This is a genomic window from Streptomyces sp. NPDC057900 (genome assembly GCF_042887885.1).
Lineage (GTDB): Bacteria > Actinomycetota > Actinomycetes > Streptomycetales > Streptomycetaceae > Streptomyces.
Genome location: NZ_JBHVOI010000011.1, coordinates 129200 through 154836 on the forward strand (window position 1 = coordinate 129200; position 25637 = coordinate 154836).

Consider the following 25637-nt stretch of genomic DNA (forward strand, 5'->3'; position numbering starts at 1 on the left):
CAGCCCCCTCAGGGCGCTGTGTCGAACGCCCCGGGGTGGATCTGGTCCCGCGTGGCCGCGTACTGCTGGCGCACGGCCTTGCCGATCGGCAGCTCCTCGCCGGGATCCAGCACCTGCGCCGCCGCGTCCTGCCAGACCGGGGGAGTGCGCGGATCGAGTGCCCCCTGCGAGACCCCGAGCGCCCAGGCCGCCTGCCGGGCCGCGCCCAGCGCCGCGTACTGCGCCGGCTCAGGAACGACCACCTGCGTCCCCAGCAGCATCGGCGCGAGGGCCCGCACGGCAGGCAGCTCGGCCGCGGCGCCCAGCAGGAACACCCGCCGCACCTCGACCCCCCGGTCGCGCAGCACGTTCAGCGCGTCGGCCAGCGAGCAGAGCATCCCCTCGAACGCGGCCCGCGCGAGGTGTTCCGGCTTCATCGACTCGCGCCGCAGCCCGCTCAGCGTCCCCGCGGTGTGCGGCAGGTGCGGAGTCCGCTCCCCCTCCAGATACGGCAGGAGCACCAGCCCGGAGGCGCCCGGCGTCGACTTCAGCGCCAGCGCGGAGAGTTCCTCCAGCCCCTCCACGTCCAGCATCTCGGCGGTCCCGCGCAGCGCCCGTACCGCGTTCGACGTGTGCACCACCGGCAGGTGCATCCCGGTGGCGTCCGCGAACGAGGTGATCATCCCGGTCGGATCGGCCAGCGCCTCGTGGTGCACCGCCATCACGGAACCCGAGGCCCCCAGCGACACCACGGCGTCACCGACCCCGACCCCCAGCCCGAACGCCGCCGCCATCGTCTCGCCGGTACCCGCCGAGATCAGCAGCCCCTCCGGTGTCGTCCCGGCCGCTTCGCACGGCCCGAGCACCTCGGGCAGCGCCGCCTGCCGGCCGAGGGCCAGCTCGACCAGATCCGGCCGGTAGGACTCACTGCCCGCCGACCAGTAACCCGTCCCGGACGCCGCGCCCCGGTCGGTGGTCCGCCGCGCCGGGCGGCCCAGCAGCTGCCACACCAGCCAGTCGTGCGGCTGGAGCACGGCGGCGACCCGCTGCGCCATCTCCGGCTCGGTCCGCGCCAGCCAGCGCAGCTTCGACACCGGCTGCGCGGCCTGCGGCACCGCCCCGACCGCCTCGGCCCACGCCTGCCGCCCGCCCAGCCCGTCGACCAGATCGGCCGCGGCGACCTGCGCCCGCTTGTCGTTGCCGAGCAGGGCGGGACGCACGAGATTGCCCTGCCGGTCCAGCGGCACGAGCCCGTGCTGCTGCGCGGACACGCCGATGGCCTGCACGCCTTCGAGCAGCCCGCCGCCGGCCGCCTCACCGAGTGAGAGCAGCCACGCCTGCGGGTCGACCTCTGTGGCCTTCGCCTCCACGGGGTGTGCGGCGTACCCCTGGCGCAGTACGGCACCCGTGTCCGTATCGCAGACCACGATGTGCGTGAAGGCGGAAGAACTGTCCAAGCCGGCGACTATGCCCATACACAGATTCTGCCGCACCGCCGGAGCATTCCTGCACGGCGGTGCGGCAGCTGTGGGGACGAGGCCCCGGACACCGGCCTCAGTCACCTGCCTCAGGTGTTGGTCGTACCCCAGTCGTCCTCGCCGTTCGCCCCGCGCCCGCGCAGCGACCGCACCCGGTCCGCCACCGAGGCCGGCACCTTGTCCCCGACCTTCTCGCCCACCGCGTGGGCCGCCTTCCCGGCGAACTCACGGCCGCTCTGGGCCGCCGATTCACAGGTGTTCCGCACGGCCGGGTTCTCGGCGAACTGGCGTGCGGACTTCTTCAGCTGCTCGTAACGCTCCCGCCCGGCACGCGTGCCGAGCACGTAACCGAGGGCCACTCCGGCGATGAACGTGAGCCGGTACCGCATGGCTGCCACCCTTCCTTCACTCCGTGCGACGTGTGCTGCTCGCCTACCCGCGGGCGTCGGAGATCACCCCGGCCGATACCGATTGGCAAAGCACCCCCCTGCTTGCGCTAATGTATGTGTCGCAGCGAACGTCCGCCGCCCGGCATCCGCCAGGCAGGTGCCGTCCGAGGCAACGCAGCAATCCCCTGTAGCTCAATTGGCAGAGCAGCCGGCTGTTAACCGGCAGGTTACTGGTTCGAGTCCAGTCGGGGGAGCGCGATCCCCTGTAGCTCAATTGGCAGAGCATTCGGCTGTTAACCGGAGGGTTACTGGTTCGAGTCCAGTCGGGGGAGCGGAACGGAAGAGGGCCCTGCGGGGTCCTTTTTCGCGTGCCCGAATCCGGTCCCCGGCGGTCCGGACCCCGTGGTGCACGTGGGGCCGGCGTGACTCTTTCGCGTCAACTTCGCGTCACCCGGAACCGGGCAGCGAGCAGCGCGGTCTTCATGGTCACGAGTACCCGGGCACCCGGAGCGAGAGATCGTATGACCGGCTATGCTGCGGCAGACGGCGCGTACACATGTACGCGCCACGCCGAAAAGGGGCGGTAGCTCAGCCGGTTAGAGCAGCGGACTCATAATCCGTCGGCCGTGGGTTCGAGTCCCACCCGCCCCACCACAGCAGAAACGTCGCGACCTGCGGAATTGCCGTCGCGGCGGTAGCTGGGTCAGGGTATTTGCCGTTGGCGCCCGCGCCCGCGCCTCCCCGTCTCGCCCCCCGCTACGAACCGTCGTCCCGGCCCGCCGTCCCGTGGCCGCTGCTGAGTGCGCAGTGGGTGCCGCCCTCCAGCAGTTGTTCGACCTCGCGGTGGGCGGAGTCGACGATCGCGCGGACGCAGCGTGACGCGGCCTCCGGGTGGCCGGCTGCGATGGCCTCGGCCACTTCCATGTGGCGGCGTACCGCTCCCGCGTCCACGTGGTCGGGCATCAGGGGCAGGTCGCGGCGGGCGACGAGGAGTTCTTCCGTGACCTCGGAGAGCTGGGCGAACATGCCGTTGCCCGAGGCGTTCAGGAGGGCGCGGTGGAAGGCCAGGTCCGCAGCGATGAAGCCGGGGGTGTCGTCGGCGCGGGCGACCGTCTCCATCGCCTGTGCGAGTGCGACGAGCGCGTCGCGGGTTTCGGGTGAGGCGCTCACCGCCGCGAGGGCCGCGGCGGAGGGTTCCACCGCGGCCCTCAGCTCGGTGAGTTCGCGTAGTTGGGCGCTGCGGAACGGGGAGGCCAGCCGCCAGCGGATCACCTGGGGGTCGTAGAGGTTCCACTCGGTCATCGGCCGCACGGTGATGCCGATGCGGGGCCGGCTGGTGACGACGCGTTTCGACTCCAGGACCCGGACCGCCTCGCGGGCCACGGTGCGGGAGACTCCGTACTGGTCCTGTACGTCCTCCAGGCGGAGCACGTCGCCCGCGCGGATCTCCTCCGCCGCGAGGGACTCCCCGATCCGGTTGACCACCTGGCCGTGCAGTCCGTGAAGTTCCACGCCACTCCCTGTCGCTCGTTCTCAAACGCCCGGCACCCGCCGAGCCCGCCGTCCGGTGACGTCAACGGGCCCCGGCGAGTGTGCGCAGGAGTGTGCTCACCCGCTCGGCCGCGGCGCGGGCGCCGCCCGATGTCAGTGCCGATCCCATGCCGCAGGCCACCGCACCCGCGGCGATCCATTCCGGCGCGTTGTCGATTGTCACACCTCCGGTGGGCAGCACGGGGGCCTGGGGGAGTGCGGCACGTATGTCGCGCAGCCGGCCGGGCGAGAGAGCCGACGCGGGGAAGAGCTTCAGCGCGTCGGCGCCTTCCTCCAGGGCGTGCACCATCTCGGTCGGGGTGGTGACGCCGGGAAAGACCGGGACTCCGTAGCGGTGGCCGGTGCGGATCACCTCCGGGTGGAGGCTCGGTGACACGAGGAAGCGGGCGCCCGCCTCTACGGCGGCACGTGCCGAGGCCGCGTCGATCACGGTGCCCGCGCCGATCAGGGCGTCCTGCCGGGTCTCGGTGAGGTGGGTCAGGGCGGTGAGGGCGCGCGGTGTGGTGAGGGCGATCTCGACGGCCTTCAGCCCGGCGTTCAGTACGGCCTCCGCGGCGGCGACCGCCTCCTGCGGGCCGGTCGTGCGGATGATGCCGAACACGCGCTGTTCGGTGACGGCCTGAACGGTCTCCCAGCGGTACATGGCGTTCGTGTTCTCCTCTGTTCTGTGAGTTCTGTGTTGTGAGCCAGCTTCCGGGGGGCCGTGGCGTCAGCGGATGACGGTCTCCGTCCCGGCGCCCGTGCCCGTGAACGCGGCCAGTGCGTGGTCGAGGCCGGCCCGGTCCGGCAGCCCGTCCGTGTCCGTCGGGCACTGGACGACCAGCGCGGCGACCGCGGCGGCCCGGTCGAGGCAACGGGCGGGCTCGAAGCCGTGCAGCAGACCGGAGAGGAAGCCCGCGGCGAAGGCGTCCCCCGCGCCCACCGGGTCGGTGACCGGCACGGAGAAGGGGGGACGGTGGTGCGCGCCGCCCTCGCGGGTGAGGCAGGTGGCGGACTTGTCGCGGTGTTTCACGACGACCGTGCCGGGGCCCGACTCCAGCAGGGCCGCCGGGTCCGGCACGCCGAGCAGCTCCAGCTCGTCCTCGCCCGCCAGCACCACGTCCGCACGGGCCGGCAGCGGGCCGACGGTCTCGCGCCAGCGGTCCGGCGGGCCGAGCTTGTGGCGGATGTTCGGATCGAACGAGAGCACCGCACCGGCCGCCCGCGCCAGTTCGGCCAGGCGCCAGGTCGCCCGGTGCGCGGACTCCGACAGCATCGGGGTGATCCCGGTGACGTGGACGAGACGCGCCCCCTCGAACATGCCGGGCTCCAGCTGCTCCGGGGACAGCCGGGACGCGGCCGAACCCGCACGCAGATACTGCACGTCGATCGCGCGCGCCGGGTGGCTGTCCCGGATGAGGACCCCGGTCGGGGCATCCGGGTCCGTCACCGCGTACCCGGTGTCCACGCCCTGGGCGCGGAGCTGGGCCAGGACGGACCGCCCGGCCGGATCGTCGCCGACGCGGCCGAGCCAGCGGACGGAGTGGCCGAGCCGGGCGAGGCCCGCGGCCACATTGCTCTCGGCGCCCGCGACGGAGCGGCGGAACGAGAGCGCGTGTTCCAGCGGCACTCCGGGCTCGGCCAGCATGAGGAGCATGGCCTCGCCGCACACGACGACTTCGGCGCTCATCGGGCGAGTTCCGGTATCAGGGGCGCGAACTCCGCGCAGAACCGGTCGATCATGGCGAGCTCCTCCCCGTCCAGCCGGTAACCCGGCGCCCGGCAGTGCGCGGAGGCGAACCAGCCACGGCGTACGGAGATCTCCTTCTCCACGGCGATGATGAGCTCCACGTTCTGCATCCAGTACGAGAGGTAGGGCAGCATCCGGGTGTGCAGGGCGACGGCCCCGGCCTGGTCGCCGCGCTCCCAGAGGTCCCAGATTCCGGTGTACAGCTCGGTGAAGGAGCAGCCCGGCTGCACGCCGACCGCTCCTCGCCGCAGGGCGTCGGGGAGTTGCAGACCGGCGTAGCCGACCAGTGAGGGCAGCGGCCGCTCCCCGGCGGCCAGCGCCGCGATGAGCCGGCCCGGCGGGGCGGACTCCACCTTGACCCAGCGCAGGTTGGGATGGTCCGCGGCCAGCCGGTGCAGCGCGGGCGCGTCCAGTGCCGTTCCGGTCTGCGCGGGGGCGTACTGCACCACGACGGGCAGCGGGTCGACGGCGGCGAGCACCTCGCGCAGATGGGCGGAGACGGCGTCCCCGGAGGGCGCGAGGAAGTGCGGCGGGAGCAGGTTGACGGCGTCGGCCCCGAGCTCGGCGGCCCGGAGCGCCTGGCGGACGGCGGAGCGGGTGGCGTGGTCGGGTACGGAGACGATGGCCGCGACATCGTGACGGGGCCGGGTCCGGTCGAGGAGGAGCCCGGTGAGCAGCTCCCTCTCGTCGGGTTCGAGCTTGTGGAACTCGCTCGCGAAGCCGGGGAACATCAGCGAACCGACCCCGGTCGCGAGGACCCGGTCCACCACGGTGGTGAACCCCTCCGGGTCGAGTGCCCCGTCACTGTGGAAGGGCACCTCCAGTACGGGCGAGACCCCGCGGACCAGTCTGTCGACGGGCTTGTTCGGGCGTGCGGCCATGTCGGCTCCTCAGAAGGCCTGGCGGGGTGGGGTCGAGTCGGTCGAGCCGACCAGGAAGTCGAGGTCGGCGCCGGTGTCGGCCTGCGTGACGTGTTCGGTGTAGAGACGGGTCCAGCCTCGGGTGGCCGGCGGCCGCGGTGGCTGCCACGCGGAGCGGCGCCGCTCCATCTCGGGTCCGTCGATCAGTACGTCGAGCCGTCGGCCGGGTACGTCGAGCCTGACCCGGTCTCCGGTGCGGACGAACGCCAGCGGGCCGCCGGCCGCCGCCTCCGGTGCCACGTGCAGCACACATGTCCCGAAGGCGGTGCCGGACATGCGCGCGTCGGACACCCGCACCATGTCCCTGACTCCGGCGTCGAGCAGCTTCTTCGGGAGGGGCAGGTTGCCCACCTCCGGCATGCCCGGATAGCCGCGCGGCCCGGTGTTGCGGACGATCAGGACCGTTTCCGCGGTGACGTCGAGCGCGGGGTCCTCGACGACGGCGAGGTAGTCATCGAGGGCGTCGAAGACGAGGGCCGGGCCGGTGTGGTCCAGCAGGTGCGGTGCGGCGGCCGACTGCTTGATGACGGCGCCGTCCGGGGCGAGGCTGCCGCGCACCACGGCCGTGCCGCTCCCGGCGGGCAGCACCGGGTTGTCGAACGCCCTGATGACCTCCCGGTCGTACACCCGTGCTCCCGCGCAACCTGCCGTCAGGGAGCGGCCGGTGACCGTCACCGTGTCGTCGTGCAGGTGCTCCCGCAGGTCGTTGACGAGAGCCGGCAGCCCGCCCGCGTAGGCGAACTCCTCCATGAGGAAGCGCCCGGACGGCATCAGGTCGATGAGCAGGGGGAGTTCGGCCCCGAGCCGGTCGAAGTCGTCCAGCTCCAGCGGGACGCCCAGCCGGCCGGCGATGGCGAGCAGGTGGACGACCGCGTTGGTGGAGCCGCCGATCGCCGCGTTGACCCGGACGGCGTTCTCGAAGGCGTGCCGGGTCATGATCCGTCCCGGTGTGAGGTCGCTCCCCGCGAGCGCCACGGCGCGTGCGCCGGTCTCCTCCGCGAGCGTGCCGCGCCGGGCGTCCACGGCGGGCAGCCCGGAGCCGCCGGGGAGCATCATGCCCAGCGCCTCGGTCAGACAGGCCATGGTGGAGGCCGTGCCCATGGTCATGCAGTGGCCCGCGGAACGGTTCAGGGACGACTCGAACTCGGTGAACTCCTCCTGCGATACCGTCCCGGCGCGCAGCTCCTCCGTCATGCGCCAGATATCGGTGCCGGAGCCCACGTCCCGGCCCCTGAAGCGGCCGTTCAGCATGGGGCCGCCGGTCAGCACGATGGCGGGTACGCCCGCGCTGGCGGCGCCCATCAGCGCGGCGGGGGTGGTCTTGTCGCAGCCGGTCAGCAGCACGACGGCGTCGAGCGGGTTGGCCCGGATCTGCTCCTCGATCTCCATGGCCGCGAGATTGCGGTAGAGCATCGAGGTCGGCCGGAGGAACGGTTCACCGAGGGACATGGCCGGGAACTCCAGCGGGAAGCCGCCCGCCTGGAGCACTCCGCGCTTCACCGCGTCCGCCAGGATCTGCAAATGGCCGTTGCACGGGGTCAGTTCGGAGTACGTGTTGCAGATTCCGATGACGGGGCGGCCGTCGAAGTTGTGACCCCCGCGTCCCATGGCGCGCAGGTGGTGACGGGCGATGAAGCCGTTCTTGCCGCCGTCGCCGAACCAGGCGCGGCTTCTGAGCGGCCCGCCACCCGTGGCGGGAGCGGCGGCTGACGGTATCTCTGGCTCTGCCATGTGTGGCCCTCCGGTGGGTACGGCCAGGAGGCTCTGACGCCCGAGACCGCGCTGTGACCGTGCGAGGGGTTGCCCTGGCGACGGATTTAATGATGCTATCAAATGACGAAAGCGCGAGGGGTTGCGTGGACAGACCGCAAAAAGCCCTCGCCCCGGCCTGACCCGCCACCCACCAGATCAGTCCGCACCACATGACACGACCCCCGCGGCGCGAAGCGCGGCGGTCGCTGCCAGCGCAAAGGAGCTCCCCATGTTCTGTCCGTCCCGTCGGTCCGCCGCCATCGCCACCGGCTTGCTGCTCACCCTCTGCCTGAGCACCGCGTGCTCGTCGGGCAAGGAGAGCTCGGGGGAGGACACCGTCGCCAAGGTCGACGGCAAGATCTCCCTCACGTACCTGCAGAAGCAGGGCGACCAGGAGTACTTCATCGGTGAGGCGGCCGGCGCCAGGGCGAAGGCGAAGGAACTCGGCATCGGCCTCAAGGTGGTCAACCTGGGCAACGACGCCAACAAGACCGTCAGCGAGGTCCAGTCCGCCGTCGCCCAGAAGACCAAGGGCGTCATCATCGTCGTCCCGGACCCGGCGGTGGGCCCCCAGGTCGCGCAGACCGCGAAGGACGGCAAGGTCGCGCTGCTGACCTCCGACGACCAGATCTGCACCACCGGCCCCGACCCGGCCAAGTGCGGCAAGGACGACCTGGTGTCCCGCATCGGCTTCAGCGGCGCCCAGATGGGCACCGAGGTCGGCAAGCGCGCCGCCGCCGAGTACAGGAAGGCCGGCTGGAAGGCCGCGGACACCCGCGTCGTCTCGGCCTGGAAACAGGACGTCACCGTCTGCGGCGACCGCGTCAAGTCGGCGAAGAAGGCCTTCGACGCGGCGGTTCCGGGCGTCCGGACCATCAACGTGGCCACCGACAACACCCCCACCGGCGCCCAGGACAAGATCGCCGCTACGGTCACCGCGAACTCCGAGGTGAAGAACTGGGTCGTCTGGGGCTGCAACGACGAGAACGCCATGGGCGGGGTCACCGCGCTGCAGAACGCCGGGATCGGCCCCGACCACGTCATCGGCGTCGGCCTGGGCGCCTACCTCGCCTGCAAGGAATGGCAGACCGACAAGAAGAGCGGCATGAAGGCCGCCCTCTTCATCAACGGCAAGGACGTCGGCGCCCTGGCCGTCCAGACCATGTACGACAAGCTCAAGAACGGCAAGGAGTTCCCCAAGGAGGCCTTCGCCCCCACCACCATGGTCGACCACTCGACCTGGAAGAGCTCCGGCCTCACCTGTAGCTGACCCCTCCCGTCCAGCGGCGGCCGAGCCGTGGTGGCCGCAGGGCGGCGGCCCGCCCGGACACCGGCCCCACACCCCGACCACACCGCGCGCCACGCCTCCGAGGTGAACCGACACATGACCAAGCCCCCGCACCCGACAGCCGGCCCCGACCCCTCCGGCGGACCGCCCGAAGCCGCGGACCGCGCCGCCGCCGTCAGCATCTCGGGCGTCACCAAACGGTTCGGTGCCGTGCAGGCGCTCAGCGGGATCACGCTCGACTTCCCGCCCGGCCAGGTCACCGCGCTGATGGGCGAGAACGGCGCGGGCAAGTCGACCCTGCTCAAGATCCTCACCGGGGACCACCAGCCGACCGAGGGACACATCGTCCTCGGCGGCGAGCGCGTCACCCTCGACTCCCCGGCCCGTGCCCGCGCGGCCGGAATCCGGATCATCCCGCAGGAACCGGAGATCATCCCGCACATCTCCGTCGCCGAGAACGTCTACGCGGGCGCCCTGCCCCGTAAGCCCGGCAGACGGTTCGACCGGGCCGAGCTGCGCCGCCGGATCGACGCCGACCTGGCCCGGCTCGGCTTCGCCGGCGTCCTGGACCCCGGTCTCCTGGGCTCACAACTCACCCCGGCGCAACGCCAGCTGGTCGAGATCATGCGCGCCCTCACCGGAACGACGGCGGCCCGGCTGATCGCCTTCGACGAACCCACCTCCTCCCTGGCGGAACACGAGGTGGAGGCCCTGTTCGCGCTGATCCGGCGGCTGCGCGACCAGGGCATCGCGATCGTCTACGTCTCGCACCGCATGCAGGAGATCTTCCGGCTCGCGGACCGCATCGCCGTGCTGCGCGACGGCAGCCTGGTCGGCGTCCAGCAGGCGGACACCACGGACGAGGCGGAGCTGGTGCGCCTCATGGTGGGCCGCGACCTCTCCACCATGTTCGTACGGCAGCGGGTCGCCACCGACCGGCTCGTCCTCGACGTCCAGAACCTCACCACCGACGACGTCACCGACATCTCGCTCCAGGTCCACGCGGGCGAGGTCGTCGGACTGGCCGGTCTCATCGGAGCGGGCCGCTCCGAACTCGCCCTGGCCCTCGCCGGCGACCAGCCCGTCCGCAGCGGCGGCGCCACCCTCGACGGCACCCCGCTGCCCAGCGGCCGTCCGGGCGCGGTGATCCGGGCCGGACTCGGACTCGCGCCGGAGGAGCGCAAGGCCCAGGCCCTCTTCCTGCAGCAGTCCGTCCGGGCCAACATCTCGCTGGTCGTCCTGGGCCGGCTGCGCCGCTCCCGGTTCGTCCGGCGGAGCGCGGAGCGCGAGCTCGCCCAGCACTACACCGACCGCCTGCGGGTCCGCACACCGTCGATCGACCACGAGGTGCGCAAGCTGTCCGGCGGCAACCAGCAGAAGGTCGTCCTCGCCCGCTGGCTGGCCCGCAGACCGAAGGTCCTGATCCTGGACGAGCCGACCCGGGGCATCGACGTCGGGGCGAAGGCCGAGATCTACCAGATCATCGCCGACCTCGCCGCAGAGGGCGTCGCCCTGCTGGTCATCTCCTCCGAACTCACCGAACTCCTCGGCCTCGCCGACCGGGTCGTCGTCATGCAGGAAGGCCGCATCACCGGCGAGCTGAACCACGACGAGGCCACGGAGGAATCCATCCTCGCGCTCGCGATGGCCGACGACATCATCAGCACCAGCACCCCCGGAGCCACGTCATGACCACCACCAGTCTCCCCTCCCCAGCGGTCGAGGAGCCGTCGGAAGGCCCCGGCCGCCCCTCCCGGCCGAGGCCGCTCTCCCGGATCAGCGGGCAGAACATCAGCCTCGTCGGCGCGCTGATCCTCGTACTCGCCCTGTTCGGGATCCTCAACGACAACTACCTGAGCCTGTCCAACATGCAGGTCATCGCGGAGGCCGCGACCATCACCGGTCTCCTCGCGATCGTGCAGACCGTCGTGATCATCTGCGGCGGGCTCGACATCTCGGTCGGCTCGCAGGCCGGTGTGGCCTCCGTCGTCAGCGCCATGGTCTTCACCAGCACCGGCACCGACGCCGTCCTCGGCATGGCGGCCGCCATCGGCGTCGGCCTGCTCATCGGCGTACTCAACGGCCTGATCATCGTCTACGGCCGGGTCAACCCCACCATCGCGACCCTGGCCGGGCTCGCCGCCTACAAGGGCCTCGCCCAGCTCCTGTCCGACGGACGGGCCCAGGGCTACGTCCTCAACGACGACTTCTTCGTCTTCCTCGGCCGGGGCAAGATCGCCGGACTCCCGGTCATGGTCTGGATCCTGATCGTCGTCGCCGTACTGGTCCATCTCCTGCTGCGGTACACCGACATCGGCCGCAACATCTACGCGATCGGCGGCAACGACACCGCCGCCCGGCTCGCCGGTATCAACATCAACAAGTATCTGATCTGCGTCTACGCCCTCATCGGCACCGTCGCCGCCATCGCCGGCATCCTGCTGACCGCCCGCACCGGCTCCGGTCAGCCCACCTCCGGCAGCGAGGGCCTCGAACTCAAGGCCATCACCGCCGCCGCACTCGGCGGCGCGGCCCTCAAGGGCGGCAAGGGCGGTATCGGCGGCACCCTGCTCGCCGTCGCCCTGCTCGGCGCCCTGGAGAACGGCCTCACCGTCCAGGGCATCAACTCCTTCTGGCAGAACGTCGCCCAGGGCGCCCTCCTCGTCATCGCCGTCGTCATCCAGCAACGCCGCAGCGGCGAACGCGCGGTCGGGCTCCCCAGCTGAGGGGCCCGGCGAGATCCCGCACGAACAACACACCCCAGCAGCAGCCAAGTTACGAAGAAAGGCCTGACGTGACGCTCCCTCACCGCCGTAAGCCTTCCGACTGCCCGGACGCCGAGTCGCCGACCGGCGGGTTCAGCCGCCGCAGCGCCCTGAAGAGTCTGGCGGCCGCCGGATTCCTCGCCGTCGCGGGCAACGTCTTCCTCGCCGCGCCCGCCCGTGCCGCCACGGCCCCGCCTGTGATCCCGCCGCTGCCGGAGACCGTCTCCGGAGTGCGTACGCCGCTCGTTCCCGTCACCTCCGGATGGCGCTGGACAGCCAGCCCCCCGGCCTCGTTCTGGACCACCGGCACCGACACGTCCGCGTGGCACCCGCTCGACGTGCCCGGCGAACCCGCCCTCCAGGGCGAGACCGTGCCCTCGGACACCGAGTGCGCCTACGCGGTGAAGCTGACCGTCCCGGCGGACTTCGCCGGCAAGCGCGTCATGCTCCGCTTCGACGGCGTGTACAACTACGCCCGGCTGTGGGTCAACGGCACCGCCGTACGCACCCACGACGGCGGGTTCACCACCTGGTACGCCGATATCACCGCACTCGTCACACCCGGCCGCGAGGCCGTCGTCACGCTCGGCGTCACCGACCGGGCCACCAGCATCGCGGGCCAGTCCGACTACGCCCACCACATCATCGGCGGCGTCCTGCGCGATGTGACGCTGGTGGCCCTCCCCGCCTCGTACCTGACCAGGCTGCACGCCGACACGACCTTCGACAGCGCGTACAAGGACGCCACGCTCACCGTGACCGCGGCCGCCGCGTTCCAGTCCGGCCTGAGCGGAACGGTCGAGCTCACCCTCACCGACCCCGAGGGCAAGGCGGTGCCGCTGACGCCCTCGACGATCGACCTGACGGAGAAGGACCCGCAGAGCGCGGCCGCGATACCGGTCGCGGCCCCGCTCAAGTGGGACGCGGAACACCCCCACCTGTACACGCTGTCGGCCGAGTTCACCGCCGGGGGCGTGACACAGACGGTGACCCGGAAGATCGGCTTCCGCCAGGTCGAGGCCAAGGGCAACCAGCTGCTGGTCAACGGGAAGCCGGTACATCTGCTGGGCGTCTGCCACCACAGCATCACGGAGGAGCAGGGCCGGTCGACGAACCCGGCGATGGAGGAGCAGGCCGCCCGCCTCTACAAGGAGGCGAACTGCAACTTCATCCGCACCTCGCACTACCCGCCGACCCCGGCGCTGCTGGACTGGGCCGACCGCCTCGGGCTCTACGTGGAGGTCGAATCGCCGGTCTGCTTCCAGCAGAGCACCGTCGACGATCCCGCCTACACCGAGCAGTACACGACCCAGTTCGCCGAGATGATCGAGCGCGACCGCAGCCACGCCTGCGTGATCGAGTGGTCCGTCGGCAACGAGAGCGGCATGGGCCGCAACTTCGCCGCGGAGAACACCTACGCGCACGAGACCGACCCGTCACGCCCGACGCTCTTCGAGGACATGGGCCAGAGCAACGGCGGCGACCAGACCGACATCTACAGCGGCCACTACCCCAGCCTCCAGAACGCCAACGGCAACGCCAAACAGCCCATCCAGTACGGCGAGTTCGCGCACGTGCCCTGCTACAACGTGGGCACGCTTCGGGAGGACCCCGGGGTACGCGACTTCTGGGGACACAGCATCGCGAAGCTCGCGGAGAAGTTTCGCACCACGGACGGCGTCGTGGGCGGTGCCATCTGGGCGGCCATCGACGAGGTGTTCCACCTGGACAACGGGCCGGTCGGCTACGGCGAGTGGGGCGTCATCGACCTCTGGCGGCGCCGCAAGCCCGAATTCTGGCTCACCCAGAAGGCCTTCTCCCCGGTGCGGATCGACGACGGGGTGCTCACCGGCCTGACCCCGGGAGCCGCCATCGCGGTGCCCGTCAAGAACTGGCACGACCACAGCAACCTCGGTGAGCTGGACGTCGGCTGGCAGCTCGGCGCCAGGACGGGCACCCTCCAGGGCATCGACATCGCGCCCCGGAGCAGCGGCACGCTCACCGTCCCGGCCGGTGCCTGGTCGCCGGGTGATGTCCTGCGGCTCACCTTCCGGCGCGGCTCCGCCCTCGTGGACGAGTACCGCCTGTGGCTCAACACCAGGGCGGAGCCGTCCATCCCCTCGGACAGCGGCACGGCGCCCACCGTCAGCGAGACCGCGTCCACGATCACCGTCAAGGGCGTCGACGCCCCGTTCACCGTCGTGTTCGACAAGCACACCGCACGGCTCACCTCGGCACACGCGGACGGCACCAGGATCCTCGGCAACGGCCCGGACCTGGTGATCTCGCGCGCCGTTCCCGGCCGGTGGGCCGGCACGTCCGCGACCGTGAGCACGTCCGGCAGCCAGGTGACCGTCACCCTGAAGGGGCGGTTCGGCACCATCGACACCACCTTCGCGGTGACCGTGAGCCCGCGCGGCCTGCTGACGACGGCCTACACGCTCGCCAACCCGCCCTCCGGCCAGATCAGCGACGTCGGCGTCCGGTACGTCCTCGCCGACGGCACGGACACCCTGAGCTGGCAGCGGGACGGGCAGTGGACCGCATACCCCGACGACCACATCGGACGGACCTCCGGCACGGCGACCAGGAGCCGGGGCTCCGGGACCGACGGCTACCGCACCCGGCCGGACTGGTCCTGGGGGCAGGACACCCACAGCTACTTCCTGTTCGGCAAGGACAGCACCGCCCACTGGACCAACGACTTCCGCAGTACGAAGGCGGGGGTGCGGATCGCCAGGGCCACAGCAGGGGCGGAAGGGGCCGGTGCGCAGGTCGAGTCCGACGGCACCGACGCGGTCCGCCTCGCGCCCATGGAGCCGGACCTGATCGACGACGCCTCCTCCGAGATCGTCTACACGGGCGACTGGACCCACGCGGACGCGAGCTCCGGGTACACCGCCGGTGACCTGTTCGGCACCGAGTCCTTCACCAAGGCGGCGGGAGCGGCGGCGGAGCTGACGTTCACGGGCACCGGCGTCGGGCTCTACTCCGCCAGGGCGGACAACCTCGGCATCGTGAAGATCTCGGTGGACGGCAAGGACGCGAAGACGGTCGACCTCTACGGAACGGGCAAGACCCCGGCCCAACTCGTGTTCCGGAGCGAGCGGCTGACGTACGGTCGGCACACCGTCAGGGTGGAGTGCACCGGCACCAAGAACGCCGCCTCCAAGGACAGCCACGCCCTCGTCGACGCCTTCCAGGTCGTGAACCCGGTCATCGACGACGCCTCCGACCGGGTCCTCTACACCGGGTCGTGGACGCACGCGGACTCGGCCGAGGCGTGGACGAGCGGCGACCTCGGGCGCACCGAATCCTTCAGCAGCACCGCGGGCGACACCGCGACGGCCACGTTCTGGGGCACGGGCGTCCGCTTCATCTGCCCCAAGGGCCCGAACCAGGGGATCGCCGAGATCTCCGTGGACGGCGGCGCCGCCACCGAGGTGGACCTCTACGCCACGGGCAAGGTGTTCCAGCAGCGCGCGTTCGAACGGACCGGGCTGGCCGAGGGCGAGCACACCGTCACCGTGCGCGTGACCGGCCGCAAGAACGCGTCGGCGTCCGCCGCCCATGTGGTGCTCGACGCGTTCGAGGCGCTGACCGGCGACGCGTTCCCGCTCCGGGCGCCCGGCGTCGGCCTGATCGTCAGCGCCCGCCTCAACTACCCCGATCTGGCCTGGGGCAACTACATCGACCCCGCGATCACACTGCCGGCCGGCTGGAGCGGCACGGCACGGGTGCGACTGCTCCCCTGACCACCGGCCGCGCCGCCGGCAGGTCTGGTTTCGTTACCTGATTCGAACGAGAGGACCGACATGATCGACCTGACCGACGACGTGGTGCTGGTCACCGGCGCGGCCCGCGGCATCGGTGCCGCCGTCGCCACAGCGGCGGCGGCCGCCGGTGCCCGGGTGGGTCTGCTGGACATCGACGGTGACGGTGCGCGGCGGACCGCGCGCCTCATCGGTGAGGCCGCGAGCTGGGCCGAGTGCGACATCACCAGCGAGGACCAGGTCCAGGACGCCGTGACCGCCCTGAGCGCGGCACTCGGCCCGGCGACCGGCCTGGTCAACAACGCCGGACGCAATTCCTACGCCGACGTGGTCACCATGACCACCCAGCAGTGGGACGAGGTGTTCGGCGTCGACCTGAAAGGAGCCTGGCTCATGGCGCGGGCCGTCCTGCCCGGCATGACGGACCGGGGGCGCGGCGCGATCGTCAACATCGCCTCGATGCACGCCACGATGACCTGCCCCGGCATGTTCCCCTACGCCTCGGCCAAGGCCGGGCTGGTGGGGCTGACCCGCAGCATGGCCCTTGAGGTGGGGCCCCGGGGCGTCCGGGTCAACGCGGTCAGCCCCGGCTACATCGAGACCGACCTGCTGGCCGAGTACTTCGAGCAGGAGGAGCCCGACGTCCGCCGGGAAGCGGTGGCCAAACACATCCTCGGCCGCCTCGGCACCCCGGAGCAGGTCGCCTCCGTGGTCGCCTTCCTGCTGTCGGACGCCGCCGGATTCGTCACCGGCGCGGACTGGGCCGTGGACGGAGGTGTGTCCGCCAGGTTCGCCTGATCCGGCCGGGAGACCCTAAGCCCTGTCCCGGTCTCCGGCGGCACCGTCGGAGGCCGGGACGGGGCGCAGCACCTTCAGCAGCGCGGTCGCGGCGGGGGTGGGATTGAACGCGCTCCAGGTCAGGTACTCGATCCGCGTCGGCCCGTCCGTCACGGGGACGGCGGCCGTGGACGCGTCCGGGGTCACGATCGCGGGCGGCAGCAGGGCGACCGCGAGGTGCTGCCCGACGAGGTCCAGGATCAGGCCTGCGGACATCGACTCGAAGGTCACGTCGCGCCGGACGCCCGCCGCCTCGAACGCGAGGTCGCTCTGCGCCCGTCCGGGGGTGCCGGCCGGAAAGTCGACGAACGTCTCCGCCGCCAGATCCGCCAGGCGCAGACGGCGCCGCCCGGCCAGGCGGTGTCCGGCGGGGACGACCGCGACCAGCCGTTCCCTGGCCAGTTCGAGCGTCCGGATACCGGCGGGGGCGGCGCTCTCCGCCGGCAGGCCCAGCACGGCGAGGTCCACCGTGCCCGCTTCCACGGCGGAGATCAGCTCGTCGCTGCCCGCGGTGCGCAGGGTGACGCGGACGGCGGGGTGGGCGTGGTGGAAGGTCCGCAGCGCCCGTGGGATGTCGAGCGCGGTGACGGTCGGGATGACGCCGAGGGCGACCGGTCCGCGCAGCTCCCCGACGGCCGCCGTGGCATCGGCCGCCGCACGCCCGGCGGCCTCCACGCTGATCCGGGCGGCGGGCAGGAACGCCTCGCCCGCCGCCGTCAGCTCGACCCGTCTGCTGGTCCGCGCGAAAAGACGCACCCCCAGCTCGTCCTCCAGGGCCTTGATCTGGTGGCTCAGTGCCGACTGGACCACGAAGCACTGCTCGGCGGCGCGCGTGAAGTTCCGGGTCTCTGCCACGGCCAGTACGTATCGCAGTTGACGGAGTTCCATCCATCGATCTTTTCTCACGATCGATGCCATGAAAACCATGTGTTGGACTCATGGCTGATCCGGGGCCGAGAGTGGAGGCGTGACCACAACGACAGCTCTTCCGCGTACGGCGTCCGCGCCACCGGTCCACCGGGCCGGGCTCACGATCGTCACCGCGTTCGCCCCGGCGGTGTGGGGTACGACGTACATCGTCACGACCCGGCTGCTGCCGCCCGGCTCGCCGCTCTTCGCCGCGCTGATGCGCGCACTCCCTGCCGGTCTGCTCGGGCTCCTCATCGCGCGCACCCTGCCGCGCGGGGTGTGGTGGTGGAAGGCCGCGCTGCTGGGCACCCTGAACATCGGTGCCTTCTTTCCGCTGCTGTTCATCGCCGCGGAACGGCTCCCCGGCGGGGTGGCGGCGACCCTCGGGGCCAGTCAGCCGATCCTGGTGGCGCTCCTCGCCGTCCAGGTCCTCGCCGAACGGCCGTCCGCGTGGCGCCTGGTCTGGGGTGTCGTCGGCGTCGCGGGCGTCGGGCTCGTCGTGCTCGGCCCCGGCGCGGCCTTCGACCCCGTCGGGATTCTCGCCGGGCTCGCCGGAGCCGCGGCCATGGCGGGAGGCGTCGTGCTCACCAAACGCTGGGGCCGGCCAGAAGGCGTCAGCGCGGTCGGGTTCGCCGGCTGGCAGCTCACCGCGGGCGGACTGGTGCTGCTGGCCCCCGCGCTGATCGTCGAGGGCGTGCCCAGCGGGGTGGACGGCCAGGCCGTGGCCGGGTACCTGTGGCTCGGCACGTTCGGCGGGCTGATCGCCTACACCCTCTGGTTCAGGGGCCTGCGCGCCCTCCCGGTCACCGCGACGGCCCTCCTCGGGCTGCTCTCGCCGCTGGTCGCCGCCGCCCTCGGCGTGCTGCTCGCCGGCGAGAGCCTCGACGCGCTCCAGCTCCTCGGCTTCGCCCTCGCCCTCGCGGCACTGGCGGCGGGGCAGTTCACTCCCGCACCCGGCGGTCACGCACGTGGCACGTCCGCACTCGACACTCCCGCACCCGGCACCCGGAAAGGGCCCGCCTCATGAACATCACCGTCTTCGGCGCCACCGGAATGGTCGGATCGCGTCTCGTCGCCGAAGCCGTCTCGCGCGGCCACCGGGTGACCGCCGCGTCCAGACACCCGGAGGGGGCCCGGTCCGCCGCCGTCATACCCGTGGCCGTTGACGCGGGCGCCCCGGCGGACCGGCGCGACGCGGCTCTGGACGAGGCGCTCGGCACGTCCGGCGCCGCCCTCCTCGCCATCCGCCCCGCCCCGGGCCGGGAGGACTCGATCGCCCCGCTCACCTCGGCGGTGCTGGACGCGGCCGCACGGGCGGGCGTCCGGCTGCTGGTCATCGGCGGAGCGGGCCCCCTGCGGTCACCACGCGACCCCGGGGTGCTGGTGATCGACGACCCGGACCACGTCCCCGCCGCCTGGCGGGCCGTCGCGGCAGCCAGCACGGTCCAGCTGCGGACCTGCCACGAGCACGGATACGGCGACTGGACCTACCTCAGCCCGCCGTCCCTCCTCGAACCCGGCACCCGTACCGGCGGCTACCGCCGCGGCACGACCACGCTGCTCACCGACCCCGACGGCACCTCGCGCATCAGCGTGGAGGACCTCGCCGTGGCCGCCCTCGACGAGATCGAACACCCCGGCGGGGACAGGCACTTCACCGTGGCGCGGAGCCTCGCAAGCGGCACCGTTCTGCCGCACGACATCGATCACCGCCGTCGGCCGGGACACTCGGTGCGTCAGGACTGACTCACCTCGGCCGAGAACCAGTCCACGCTCATCCCCGCGCCGGAGCTGATGTCGGCCGCCGGGGAGGTGCAGCCGCAGACCTTGTCCGGATACGAGCCGCCGATCGCCACATCGAAGATGGCGAAGAACCCGTGGTCGACGGCGGCCTTCCAGGTCGCGTCGGACACCTCGTTCTGGTTCACCGCGAAGGTCTGGACCCCGTCCAGGTAGAAACGCAGCTGCTCGGCCGCCGTGTCGCGGCGGTCGACGGTCACCGAGTACGTGTGGTAGCCGGACTGGCAGCCGTCGCAGGCCTGCAAGCCGCTGCTGATCCCGTCGGGATCGTGGCACTCACCGGCCCACTCGCCGCAGTGGAAGGTGGTGGAGTGCTGGCTGAGCGCGTTGACGTCCTCCATGATGTCCAGCTCGCCGATGCCGGGCCAGTTGGTGGCCCCGGCGGGGCGGGCGTCGGCGCCCATCGCCCAGAAGGCCGGCCAGTAGCCGAGCCCGCTCGCCGGGTCGGGCTGCTTCAGGGAGGCGCTGAGCTGCATCTGTCCGCCCGCCGGTGCGGCGAAGTCGGTGCGGCGGGTCTCCACCCGGCCGGACGTCCAGTGCCCGGAGGCGTCCCGGATGGGCTTGATCACCAGATGACCCGAGCCGTCCTGGTAGACGTTCTCCGTCGAGTCCGTGGACGTCTCGATCTCGCCGGTGCCCCAGTTGGCGGCGCCACCGGGGTAGCTGGTGCCGATGTCGTAGAGCCAGTCGGCCGTGTTGAGGCCTGTTCCGCTCGCGCCGTCGAAGTCGTCCCTGAACATGGTGGTCCAGTCGGCGTCGGCCGTACGGGCGTGCGCGTCCGGTTCGGCGGCCGCGGCGGGGCCCGCCGGGCCCATGAGGCCGGCCAGTGGCAGGCAGAGCGCGAGGGCGGCGAGGGCGACCGGCAGCCGCCGTCGGGTGCGGTTTCCAGTGAGGGGGGAGACGCCTGGAGATCCGCCGAGCAGAGCGATCCTCTTCATTGCGGGCTGCTTTCGTGGGGTGGGGGGAGAGACGGGTGAGAGCGCTCTCAGCCGTCGTGCCAACGACTGTCGGGCACGGCGGCCGACCCCGTCAAGGCGCCTACAGTGTTCACTTCCTGAAGCCAACTAAAGCTAGAAGAAGCCCAGTTGAGGCAATCCCTTTCAGCTGCCGGTGCCGTGTGGGTCCTGTGCGGGCGAAGTGTGTTCAAGCCGCGAGGCGGTGCGCCGTTCCGGTGGCGGGCGCGAGAACATGCGCGGAGCGGGCCCGGGCTCGGGGGGACACTCCGCCCGTTTCGGGCCGGTCGCTACCATGCTCCGTGACCGAAACGACCGAACCCGATGTACCCCGCACCCGAATATTCGCCGACCTGACCCCGCTGCGGACCTCCCCCGACTACCGGCGGCTCTGGTTCGGGAACACGGTCTCCTGGGTCGGGCAGGGGATGACGGCGCTCGCCGTCTCGCTCCAGGTGTACGACCTCACCGGGTCCGCGTTCTCCGTCGGACTGATCGGGTTCTGCTCGTTCCTGCCGCTGGTCGTCTTCGGACTGTACGGCGGCGCCATCGCGGACACCGTGGACCGGCGCAAACTGGGACTGGTCAGCGCCTTCGGCTCGTTCGCGCTCTCCGTCACCCTGGTCGCGATCACCGTTGCCGGGGTGGAGCGGGTGGGGCTGCTGTACGGGGTCGTCGCGCTCCAGGCCGTCTGCTTCGCGCTCAACTCCCCGGCCCGCAGCTCGATGATCGCCCGGCTCCTGCCTGCCGAGCAGCTGCCCGCCGCCAACGCGCTGAACTCGATGACCAGCACCACCGGCGGGCTCGTCGGACCGATGCTCGGCGGGCTCATCGTCGGCTGGTGGGGCTACCGGGCCGCGTACGGCGTCGACGCCATCACCTTCACCGCCTCGCTGTACGCGATGTGGCGGCTGCCCTCGATGCTGCCGGACCGGGGCGAGGGCGCCGCCGGGGCCGCGAAGCGGGCGTCCGTCATGGACGGGCTGCGGTTCCTGGGGACCCGGCCCAATCTCCGGATGACCTTCTTCACCGACATGTGCGCCATGGTGCTGGCCAACCCCCGCGCCCTGTTCCCCGTCGTGGCCGTCCTCTGGTACGGGGGCGACGCCAAGACCACCGGACTGCTGGTCGCGGCCCCCGCCCTGGGCGCGCTGCTGGGCGGGGTGTTCTCCGGCTGGCTGGGGCGGATCCGGCGGCACGGGCTCGCCGTGCTCTTCGCGGTCGCCGGCTGGGGCACCGCCGTCGCGGTCTTCGGGCTGACCCGGCAGCTCTGGCTCGGGCTCGTCTTCCTGGCGCTCGCGGGGGCCGCCGACACCACCTCGATGGTCTTCCGCAACACGATGCTCCAGGCCGCCGTGCCGGACGAGATGCGGGGGCGGCTCCAGGGCGTGTTCATCGTCGTCGTCGCGGGCGGCCCCCGGCTCGGGGACTTCCTGGCCGGATCGGTCGCCGACCTCGCATCGCCCACCGCGGCGGTGACCGGGGGCGGGATCGTGTGCGTGGCCGCCGTGCTGCTGCTGGCCCTGCGGTGGCCCCGGTTCGCACGGTACGACGCACGCGATCCCGAGGCCTGAGATCCCCGAAGCGGGGGACAGGGCTCAGGCGACGTCCGCGAGCTTCGGCATCTCGCCGCCCGTCGTGGTCCCGTCGATCAGCGAGAACGGTGCGCCCTGCGGGTCGGTCAGCGCCGCGAACCGGCCGAACGGGATGGTGAGCGGGCCGAACCGGAGCTGCGCCCCGAGCGCCTTGGCCTTCTCCACGGCCGCGTCGCAGTCCGCGACGGTGAAGTACACGTTCATGTACGGCGGCACCTCCGGCGGGAAGTCCTCCGTCATCTTCATCCGGCCGAGCACCGGGTCCGCGCCCAGGTCGTACAGCGCGAAGTCGACCGAGTCGTCCTCCATGCGCTTGAGCCCGTACCCGAACACGGCACGGAAGAAGGGGTCCGCCTTCTCCGGATCCCGGGTGAAGACCTCGGCCCAGCTGTAGGCGCCGGGGACGTTGCGCGCGCCGAACCCCTCGTGGCTGCCGGACTGCCACACGCCGAACGCGGTTCCGCCCGGGTCGCGGGCCAGCACCATCGTGCCGAACTCCCCGACCCGCATGGGCTCCACCAGCAGCTCGCCGTCGTTCTCGCGGATCTTCGCGGCGGTGGCAGCCGCGTCCGGCGAGGCGAGGTACAGGGTCCAGGCGGCCGGTACCTCCTGGCCGGGAACGGGAGGCATCAGGGCGGCGACCGCCTGCCCGTCCACGTACGCCTGGGTGTAGTTGCCGTACTCGGACAGCGAGTCGCCGTAGGTCCAGCCCAGCAGCTCACCGTAGAAGCGCTTCGCGCCCTCGATGTCACCGAACGTCGCGTCGGCCCAGCACGGAGTGCCCTCTGATTCTGCGGCCATGACCTGGCCTCTCTCTTCACTCGAAGGTGCGTTCCTGTGGTTCTGCCCCCTTTATTACGCTATCGACCTGTTGCTTCACGTGCGCGCCGAGCCGGGCCCCACGACCGAGCGGGCGACGCCCAGGTCCACCAGGTCCTGCGGGCGCAGCCGCAGCTGGTCCGCCGTGGCGCGCGTCCGGTCCGGGGAGCGCTTCAGGATCGCCGCCGCGAGCTCGGGGGCGATGACGGAGAAGTAGCTGTCGGTGGTGACATGGGTGTTGCCGGGAGCGGCCAGGGCCAGCGCGCCGCCCGAACCGCCCTCACCGATCACCAGGGTCGTGACGGGGACCCGGGCGGCCGCGATCGCCGCGAAGGCGTCGGCGATGGCCGCGCCCGCACCGGCCCGTTCCGCCTCCGCGTCGTTGGCGGCGCCCGGGGTGTCGACCAGCGTGAGGACCGGGACGCCGAGCCGGTCGGCCAGCCTGATCACCCGGGCCGCCGTCCGGTAGCCCGCCGGGCGGGTCGGGGTGCCGCACTGGGCGACGTACGCGACGGGCCGCCCCTCGCGCAGCCCGAAGCCGCAGAGCAGCCCCGGGTCCGTGCCGCCGCAGCGGTCGCCGTGCAGCGGGAGCCGTATCCCGAAGTAGGCGTCCAGATACGCCTCGGCGCGCGGCCGCGAGGCGGACCTGGCCCGGAGCACCGCGTCCCAGCCGGTCCGGGGCAGCCCGGTCGCGGAGAGGGCGTCCGGAACCTCCGCCGCCGCCGGAACGGTGTCCCGGTACGCCAGCGCCCCCAGCCAGTGGCCCACGGTCCGGGCCAGCTCCTCCGGCGGGACGATCGCGTCCAGCTGGCCGGCCGCGAACTGGCCCTCGGCGGTGTAGGCGGCCGGGTCCGCGCCGGGCGGCCGTACCCGGGAGCCGGCGAAGCCGACCTGTGCCCCGGGCAGCGCGAGGACGACGTCGGCGCCCGCGCCCAGGGTCGCCCAGCCGCCGCCGGTCGTCGGGTCGCGCAGGACCGCGAGCTGCGCCGGACCGGCCGCGCGCAGCCGGGCGGAGGCGGCGGCCACCCGGTGCAGCTGGGTGAGCGCGATCATGCCCTCCTGCATCCGGCTGCCGCCCGTGGCGATCAGCGAGACGAGGGGCAGCCGCCGGGTGACGGCCTCCTCGTACGCAGCCTCCAGCCGGTCCCCGGTGCGCCGGCCGAGCGAGCCGCCGAGGAAGCCGAACTCGAACGAGACCAGTACGCAGCGGTGGCCCCCGACGGTGGCGAGGCCGTGCACGACGGACTCCCGCTCTCCGGTGCGGGCGGTGGCCCGCGCGCGGGAGTCCGCGTATCCCGACCAGTCGAGGGGGCCGTCGGCCGAGGTGTCCTCGCGCGGTGCGGTGGACTCGGTGAAGTCGGCGGTGACGGCGGCGATCGCCGCGCGGGCCGAGAGCCGGTCAGCCACGGAGCGACCGTTTCATGATCTTGCCCAGGTCGTTGCGCGGCAGCGCGTCCAGGTAGCGGACGGTGCGCGGCCGCTTGTGCGGGGAGAGCTGGGCCGCGACATGGCCGGCGAGCTCGTCCGCCGGGGGCGGGGAGGCGGGGTCCGCCGGCACCACCCAGGCCACGATCCGCTCGCCCAGGTCGGGGTCGGGTTCGCCGGTGACGGCGGCCTCGCGGACGCCGGGGTGGTCCAGCAGGGCGTTCTCGATCTCGCCCGCGCCGATCTTGTAGCCGCCGCTCTTGATCAGGTCGGTGGCCTTGCGGCCGACGATCCTCACGTACCCGTCGGGGTCGAGGGTGGCCATGTCCCCGGTGCGGAACCAGCCGTCGGGGGTGAGCGCGGCGGCCGTCGCCTCCGGGCGGTTGAGGTAGCCGGTGAACAGGTTCGGGCCGCGCACCTGGATCTCGCCGATGGACGCGGGGTCCGCGAGCGCGCTGCCGTCCTCCTCGACCAGGCGGAGTTCGACGCCGCGCAGCGGGGCGCCGACGGTGCCGGGGCGGGGTTCGCCGTCGGCCCGTACGCCCGTGTTCATGAGCGTCTCCGTCATGCCGTACCGCTCGATGACCCGGCGGCCGGTCGCCGCCGCGATCCGTTCGTGGTCGTGGACCGGCAGCGCCGCGGAGCCGGATACCAGCAGCCGGGCGCCCGCGAGGGCCTTCGCCAGCCCGCCGGACGCGGCCGGCCCGTCAAGCGCTTCCGCGATGCGGTGGTACATCGTCGGGACACCGAACAGCATGGTGCCGCCCGACTCCAGCTCCCTGGCCACGCCCTCGGTGGAGAACCGGCCGAGGTGGCGCACCGAGCCGCCCCGCCGCAACGGGCCCAGGATGCCGAGGATCAGGCCGTGCACGTGGAACAGCGGAAGCGCGTGGACGAGGACGTCGTCGCCGGTCCACTGCCAGGCGTCCTCCAGCGCGTCCAGGGTGGCGGCGACGGCCCGGCGCGGCAGGACCGCGCCCTTGGGCGGGCCTGTGGTGCCGGAGGTGTACACGATCAGGGCGGGGGATTCGGGGGAGGGTTCGGGGAAGCCGGTGGAGCGTGTTCGCGGTGCGGCGGTGGTGTCCACGTCCACCCGGACCAGCGCGGCCAGCGCGGGAGGCAGTACGTCACCGGCCGCCGCCAGCACCGTGGAGGGCGCGCTGTCGGCGACGATGTGGGCCAGCTCCCGCTCGCCCGTCTTCGGGTTGAGCGGTACGGCGGGCACGCCGGCCCGGAGCGCGGCGACCACCGCGACCACGGTCTCCGGGGTCGCGGTGGCCCAGACGGCTACCCGCCCGGCCTCCGCGATCCGGGTGGCGAGCGCGTCCGCCGCCCCGGCCAACCGCTCGTAACTGAGGGACTGTTCACCGAACCGGACGGCTTCGGCGGCGGCCGGCGCACCGGCGGGGTCCTGGAGTGCAGGCAAGAGTGGCATCACTCTGCGAACCCTAGATAAGTGAAGCGCTTCCGTCCTCGGAATGTGGCCCGGAACCCGCGCCGGATCGCTGTACGGGGCATCCGGCGGGGATTTGGATACGACCTTGACAAATTAATTTTGCGTTGCCAGCATGCAAAAAGTTCACTCCGGCAGGGCACCTCGGCGCGACAGGCAGCAAGAAGCAGGCCGCATCGCCGCCCCTCCGGCAGCACACACGCACGTCGCAAAGCGCGACAC

General features: G+C 72.2%; 20 protein-coding genes and 3 tRNA genes. 11 read left to right on the plus strand and 12 right to left on the minus strand.

What is annotated here, in order from left to right; translation table 11 throughout:
- Positions 1–8: 8 nt before the first annotated feature.
- Positions 9–1454, minus strand: a complete 1446-nt coding sequence (locus ACFVQ0_RS30190; RefSeq protein ID WP_390092359.1) for an FGGY family carbohydrate kinase — start codon at positions 1452–1454, stop codon at positions 9–11.
- A 92-nt stretch (positions 1455–1546) separates the two neighbouring features.
- Positions 1547–1846, minus strand: coding sequence for a YtxH domain-containing protein (locus tag ACFVQ0_RS30195; protein ID WP_390092431.1), 300 nt, complete (start codon positions 1844–1846; stop codon positions 1547–1549).
- 181 nt (positions 1847–2027) lie between these two features.
- Between ACFVQ0_RS30195 and ACFVQ0_RS30200 the strand changes: the two genes are divergently transcribed.
- The 3 genes from ACFVQ0_RS30200 (at position 2028) to ACFVQ0_RS30210 (ending at position 2500) form a co-directional block, all read left to right on the plus strand.
- Positions 2028–2100: transfer RNA gene (locus ACFVQ0_RS30200), tRNA-Asn, on the plus strand.
- Between the two features lie 5 nt (positions 2101–2105).
- Positions 2106–2178: transfer RNA gene (locus ACFVQ0_RS30205), tRNA-Asn, on the plus strand.
- A 245-nt stretch (positions 2179–2423) separates the two neighbouring features.
- Positions 2424–2500, plus strand: a tRNA-Ile gene (locus ACFVQ0_RS30210).
- A 102-nt stretch (positions 2501–2602) separates the two neighbouring features.
- Here the strand turns inward: ACFVQ0_RS30210 and ACFVQ0_RS30215 are convergent.
- From ACFVQ0_RS30215 to ACFVQ0_RS30235, 5 genes are all read right to left on the minus strand, one after another.
- A complete protein-coding gene (locus ACFVQ0_RS30215; RefSeq protein ID WP_390092360.1) occupies positions 2603–3358 on the minus strand; it encodes a FadR/GntR family transcriptional regulator in 756 nt (251 codons plus the stop codon).
- A 61-nt stretch (positions 3359–3419) separates the two neighbouring features.
- Positions 3420–4040, minus strand: coding sequence for a bifunctional 4-hydroxy-2-oxoglutarate aldolase/2-dehydro-3-deoxy-phosphogluconate aldolase (locus tag ACFVQ0_RS30220; protein ID WP_390092361.1), 621 nt, complete (start codon positions 4038–4040; stop codon positions 3420–3422).
- Positions 4041–4106: 66 nt separating this feature from the next.
- Entirely contained in the window at positions 4107–5066 is a 960-nt protein-coding gene (locus ACFVQ0_RS30225; RefSeq protein ID WP_390092362.1) for a sugar kinase, read from the minus strand.
- Entirely contained in the window at positions 5063–6007 is a 945-nt protein-coding gene (locus ACFVQ0_RS30230) for a dihydrodipicolinate synthase family protein (RefSeq protein ID WP_390092363.1), read from the minus strand. The genes ACFVQ0_RS30225 and ACFVQ0_RS30230 overlap by 4 nt, the downstream gene beginning before the upstream one ends.
- 9 nt (positions 6008–6016) lie before the next feature.
- On the minus strand, positions 6017–7777 hold the full coding sequence (locus tag ACFVQ0_RS30235) for an IlvD/Edd family dehydratase (protein WP_390092364.1): 1761 nt from the start codon (positions 7775–7777) through the stop codon (positions 6017–6019).
- Between the two features lie 250 nt (positions 7778–8027).
- On the opposite strand from ACFVQ0_RS30235, the gene ACFVQ0_RS30240 reads away from it, so the two are divergent.
- The 5 genes from ACFVQ0_RS30240 to ACFVQ0_RS30260 all read left to right on the plus strand — a co-directional run bounded on the left by ACFVQ0_RS30240 (position 8028) and on the right by ACFVQ0_RS30260 (position 16422).
- Positions 8028–9068 (plus strand): substrate-binding domain-containing protein, encoded by a 1041-nt coding sequence (locus tag ACFVQ0_RS30240; RefSeq protein WP_390092365.1) that lies wholly within the window; start codon positions 8028–8030, stop codon positions 9066–9068.
- Positions 9069–9182: 114 nt separating this feature from the next.
- Positions 9183–10778 carry a sugar ABC transporter ATP-binding protein gene (locus tag ACFVQ0_RS30245; protein WP_390092366.1) on the plus strand — a complete coding sequence of 532 codons (1596 nt, stop codon included), beginning with the start codon at positions 9183–9185 and terminating at the stop codon, positions 10776–10778.
- Entirely contained in the window at positions 10775–11812 is a 1038-nt protein-coding gene (locus ACFVQ0_RS30250; protein ID WP_390092367.1) for an ABC transporter permease, read from the plus strand. The genes ACFVQ0_RS30245 and ACFVQ0_RS30250 overlap by 4 nt, the downstream gene beginning before the upstream one ends.
- 68 nt (positions 11813–11880) lie before the next feature.
- Positions 11881–15606, plus strand: a complete 3726-nt coding sequence (locus ACFVQ0_RS30255; protein WP_390092368.1) for a glycoside hydrolase family 2 TIM barrel-domain containing protein — start codon at positions 11881–11883, stop codon at positions 15604–15606.
- 60 nt (positions 15607–15666) lie between these two features.
- On the plus strand, positions 15667–16422 hold the full coding sequence (locus ACFVQ0_RS30260) for an SDR family NAD(P)-dependent oxidoreductase (protein ID WP_390092369.1): 756 nt from the start codon (positions 15667–15669) through the stop codon (positions 16420–16422).
- A 15-nt stretch (positions 16423–16437) separates the two neighbouring features.
- Here the strand turns inward: ACFVQ0_RS30260 and ACFVQ0_RS30265 are convergent, their stop codons facing one another.
- Positions 16438–17349, minus strand: coding sequence for a LysR substrate-binding domain-containing protein (locus ACFVQ0_RS30265; protein ID WP_390092370.1), 912 nt, complete (start codon positions 17347–17349; stop codon positions 16438–16440).
- Positions 17350–17428: 79 nt separating this feature from the next.
- Between ACFVQ0_RS30265 and ACFVQ0_RS30270 the strand changes: the two genes are divergently transcribed.
- Both ACFVQ0_RS30270 and ACFVQ0_RS30275 read left to right on the plus strand, forming a co-directional pair.
- Complete coding sequence (locus ACFVQ0_RS30270; protein WP_390092371.1) at positions 17429–18397, plus strand: EamA family transporter; 969 nt, start codon at positions 17429–17431, stop codon at positions 18395–18397.
- Positions 18394–19116 (plus strand): NAD(P)-dependent oxidoreductase, encoded by a 723-nt coding sequence (locus ACFVQ0_RS30275; RefSeq protein ID WP_390092372.1) that lies wholly within the window; start codon positions 18394–18396, stop codon positions 19114–19116. Before ACFVQ0_RS30270 ends, ACFVQ0_RS30275 begins: the two co-directional genes overlap by 4 nt.
- Here ACFVQ0_RS30275 and ACFVQ0_RS30280 read toward each other — a convergent pair.
- A complete protein-coding gene (locus ACFVQ0_RS30280) occupies positions 19107–20108 on the minus strand; it encodes a glycoside hydrolase family 16 protein (protein WP_390092373.1) in 1002 nt (333 codons plus the stop codon). The two genes, ACFVQ0_RS30275 and ACFVQ0_RS30280, sit on opposite strands and share 10 nt — an antisense overlap.
- Positions 20109–20425: 317 nt before the next feature.
- Here ACFVQ0_RS30280 and ACFVQ0_RS30285 point away from each other — a divergent pair, with 317 nt between their 5' ends.
- Positions 20426–21697 (plus strand): MFS transporter, encoded by a 1272-nt coding sequence (locus ACFVQ0_RS30285; RefSeq protein WP_390092374.1) that lies wholly within the window; start codon positions 20426–20428, stop codon positions 21695–21697.
- A 24-nt stretch (positions 21698–21721) separates the two neighbouring features.
- On the opposite strand, the gene ACFVQ0_RS30290 is transcribed toward ACFVQ0_RS30285, so the two are convergent.
- The 3 genes from ACFVQ0_RS30290 to ACFVQ0_RS30300 all read right to left on the minus strand — a co-directional run bounded on the left by ACFVQ0_RS30290 (position 21722) and on the right by ACFVQ0_RS30300 (position 25397).
- Positions 21722–22519 carry a VOC family protein gene (locus ACFVQ0_RS30290; RefSeq protein WP_390092375.1) on the minus strand — a complete coding sequence of 266 codons (798 nt, stop codon included), beginning with the start codon at positions 22517–22519 and terminating at the stop codon, positions 21722–21724.
- Positions 22520–22594: 75 nt separating this feature from the next.
- Positions 22595–23944, minus strand: coding sequence for a carboxyl transferase domain-containing protein (locus tag ACFVQ0_RS30295; protein WP_390092376.1), 1350 nt, complete (start codon positions 23942–23944; stop codon positions 22595–22597).
- On the minus strand, positions 23937–25397 hold the full coding sequence (locus tag ACFVQ0_RS30300) for an acyl-CoA synthetase (RefSeq protein WP_390092377.1): 1461 nt from the start codon (positions 25395–25397) through the stop codon (positions 23937–23939). Before ACFVQ0_RS30300 ends, ACFVQ0_RS30295 begins: the two co-directional genes overlap by 8 nt.
- Positions 25398–25637: the final 240 nt, after the last annotated feature.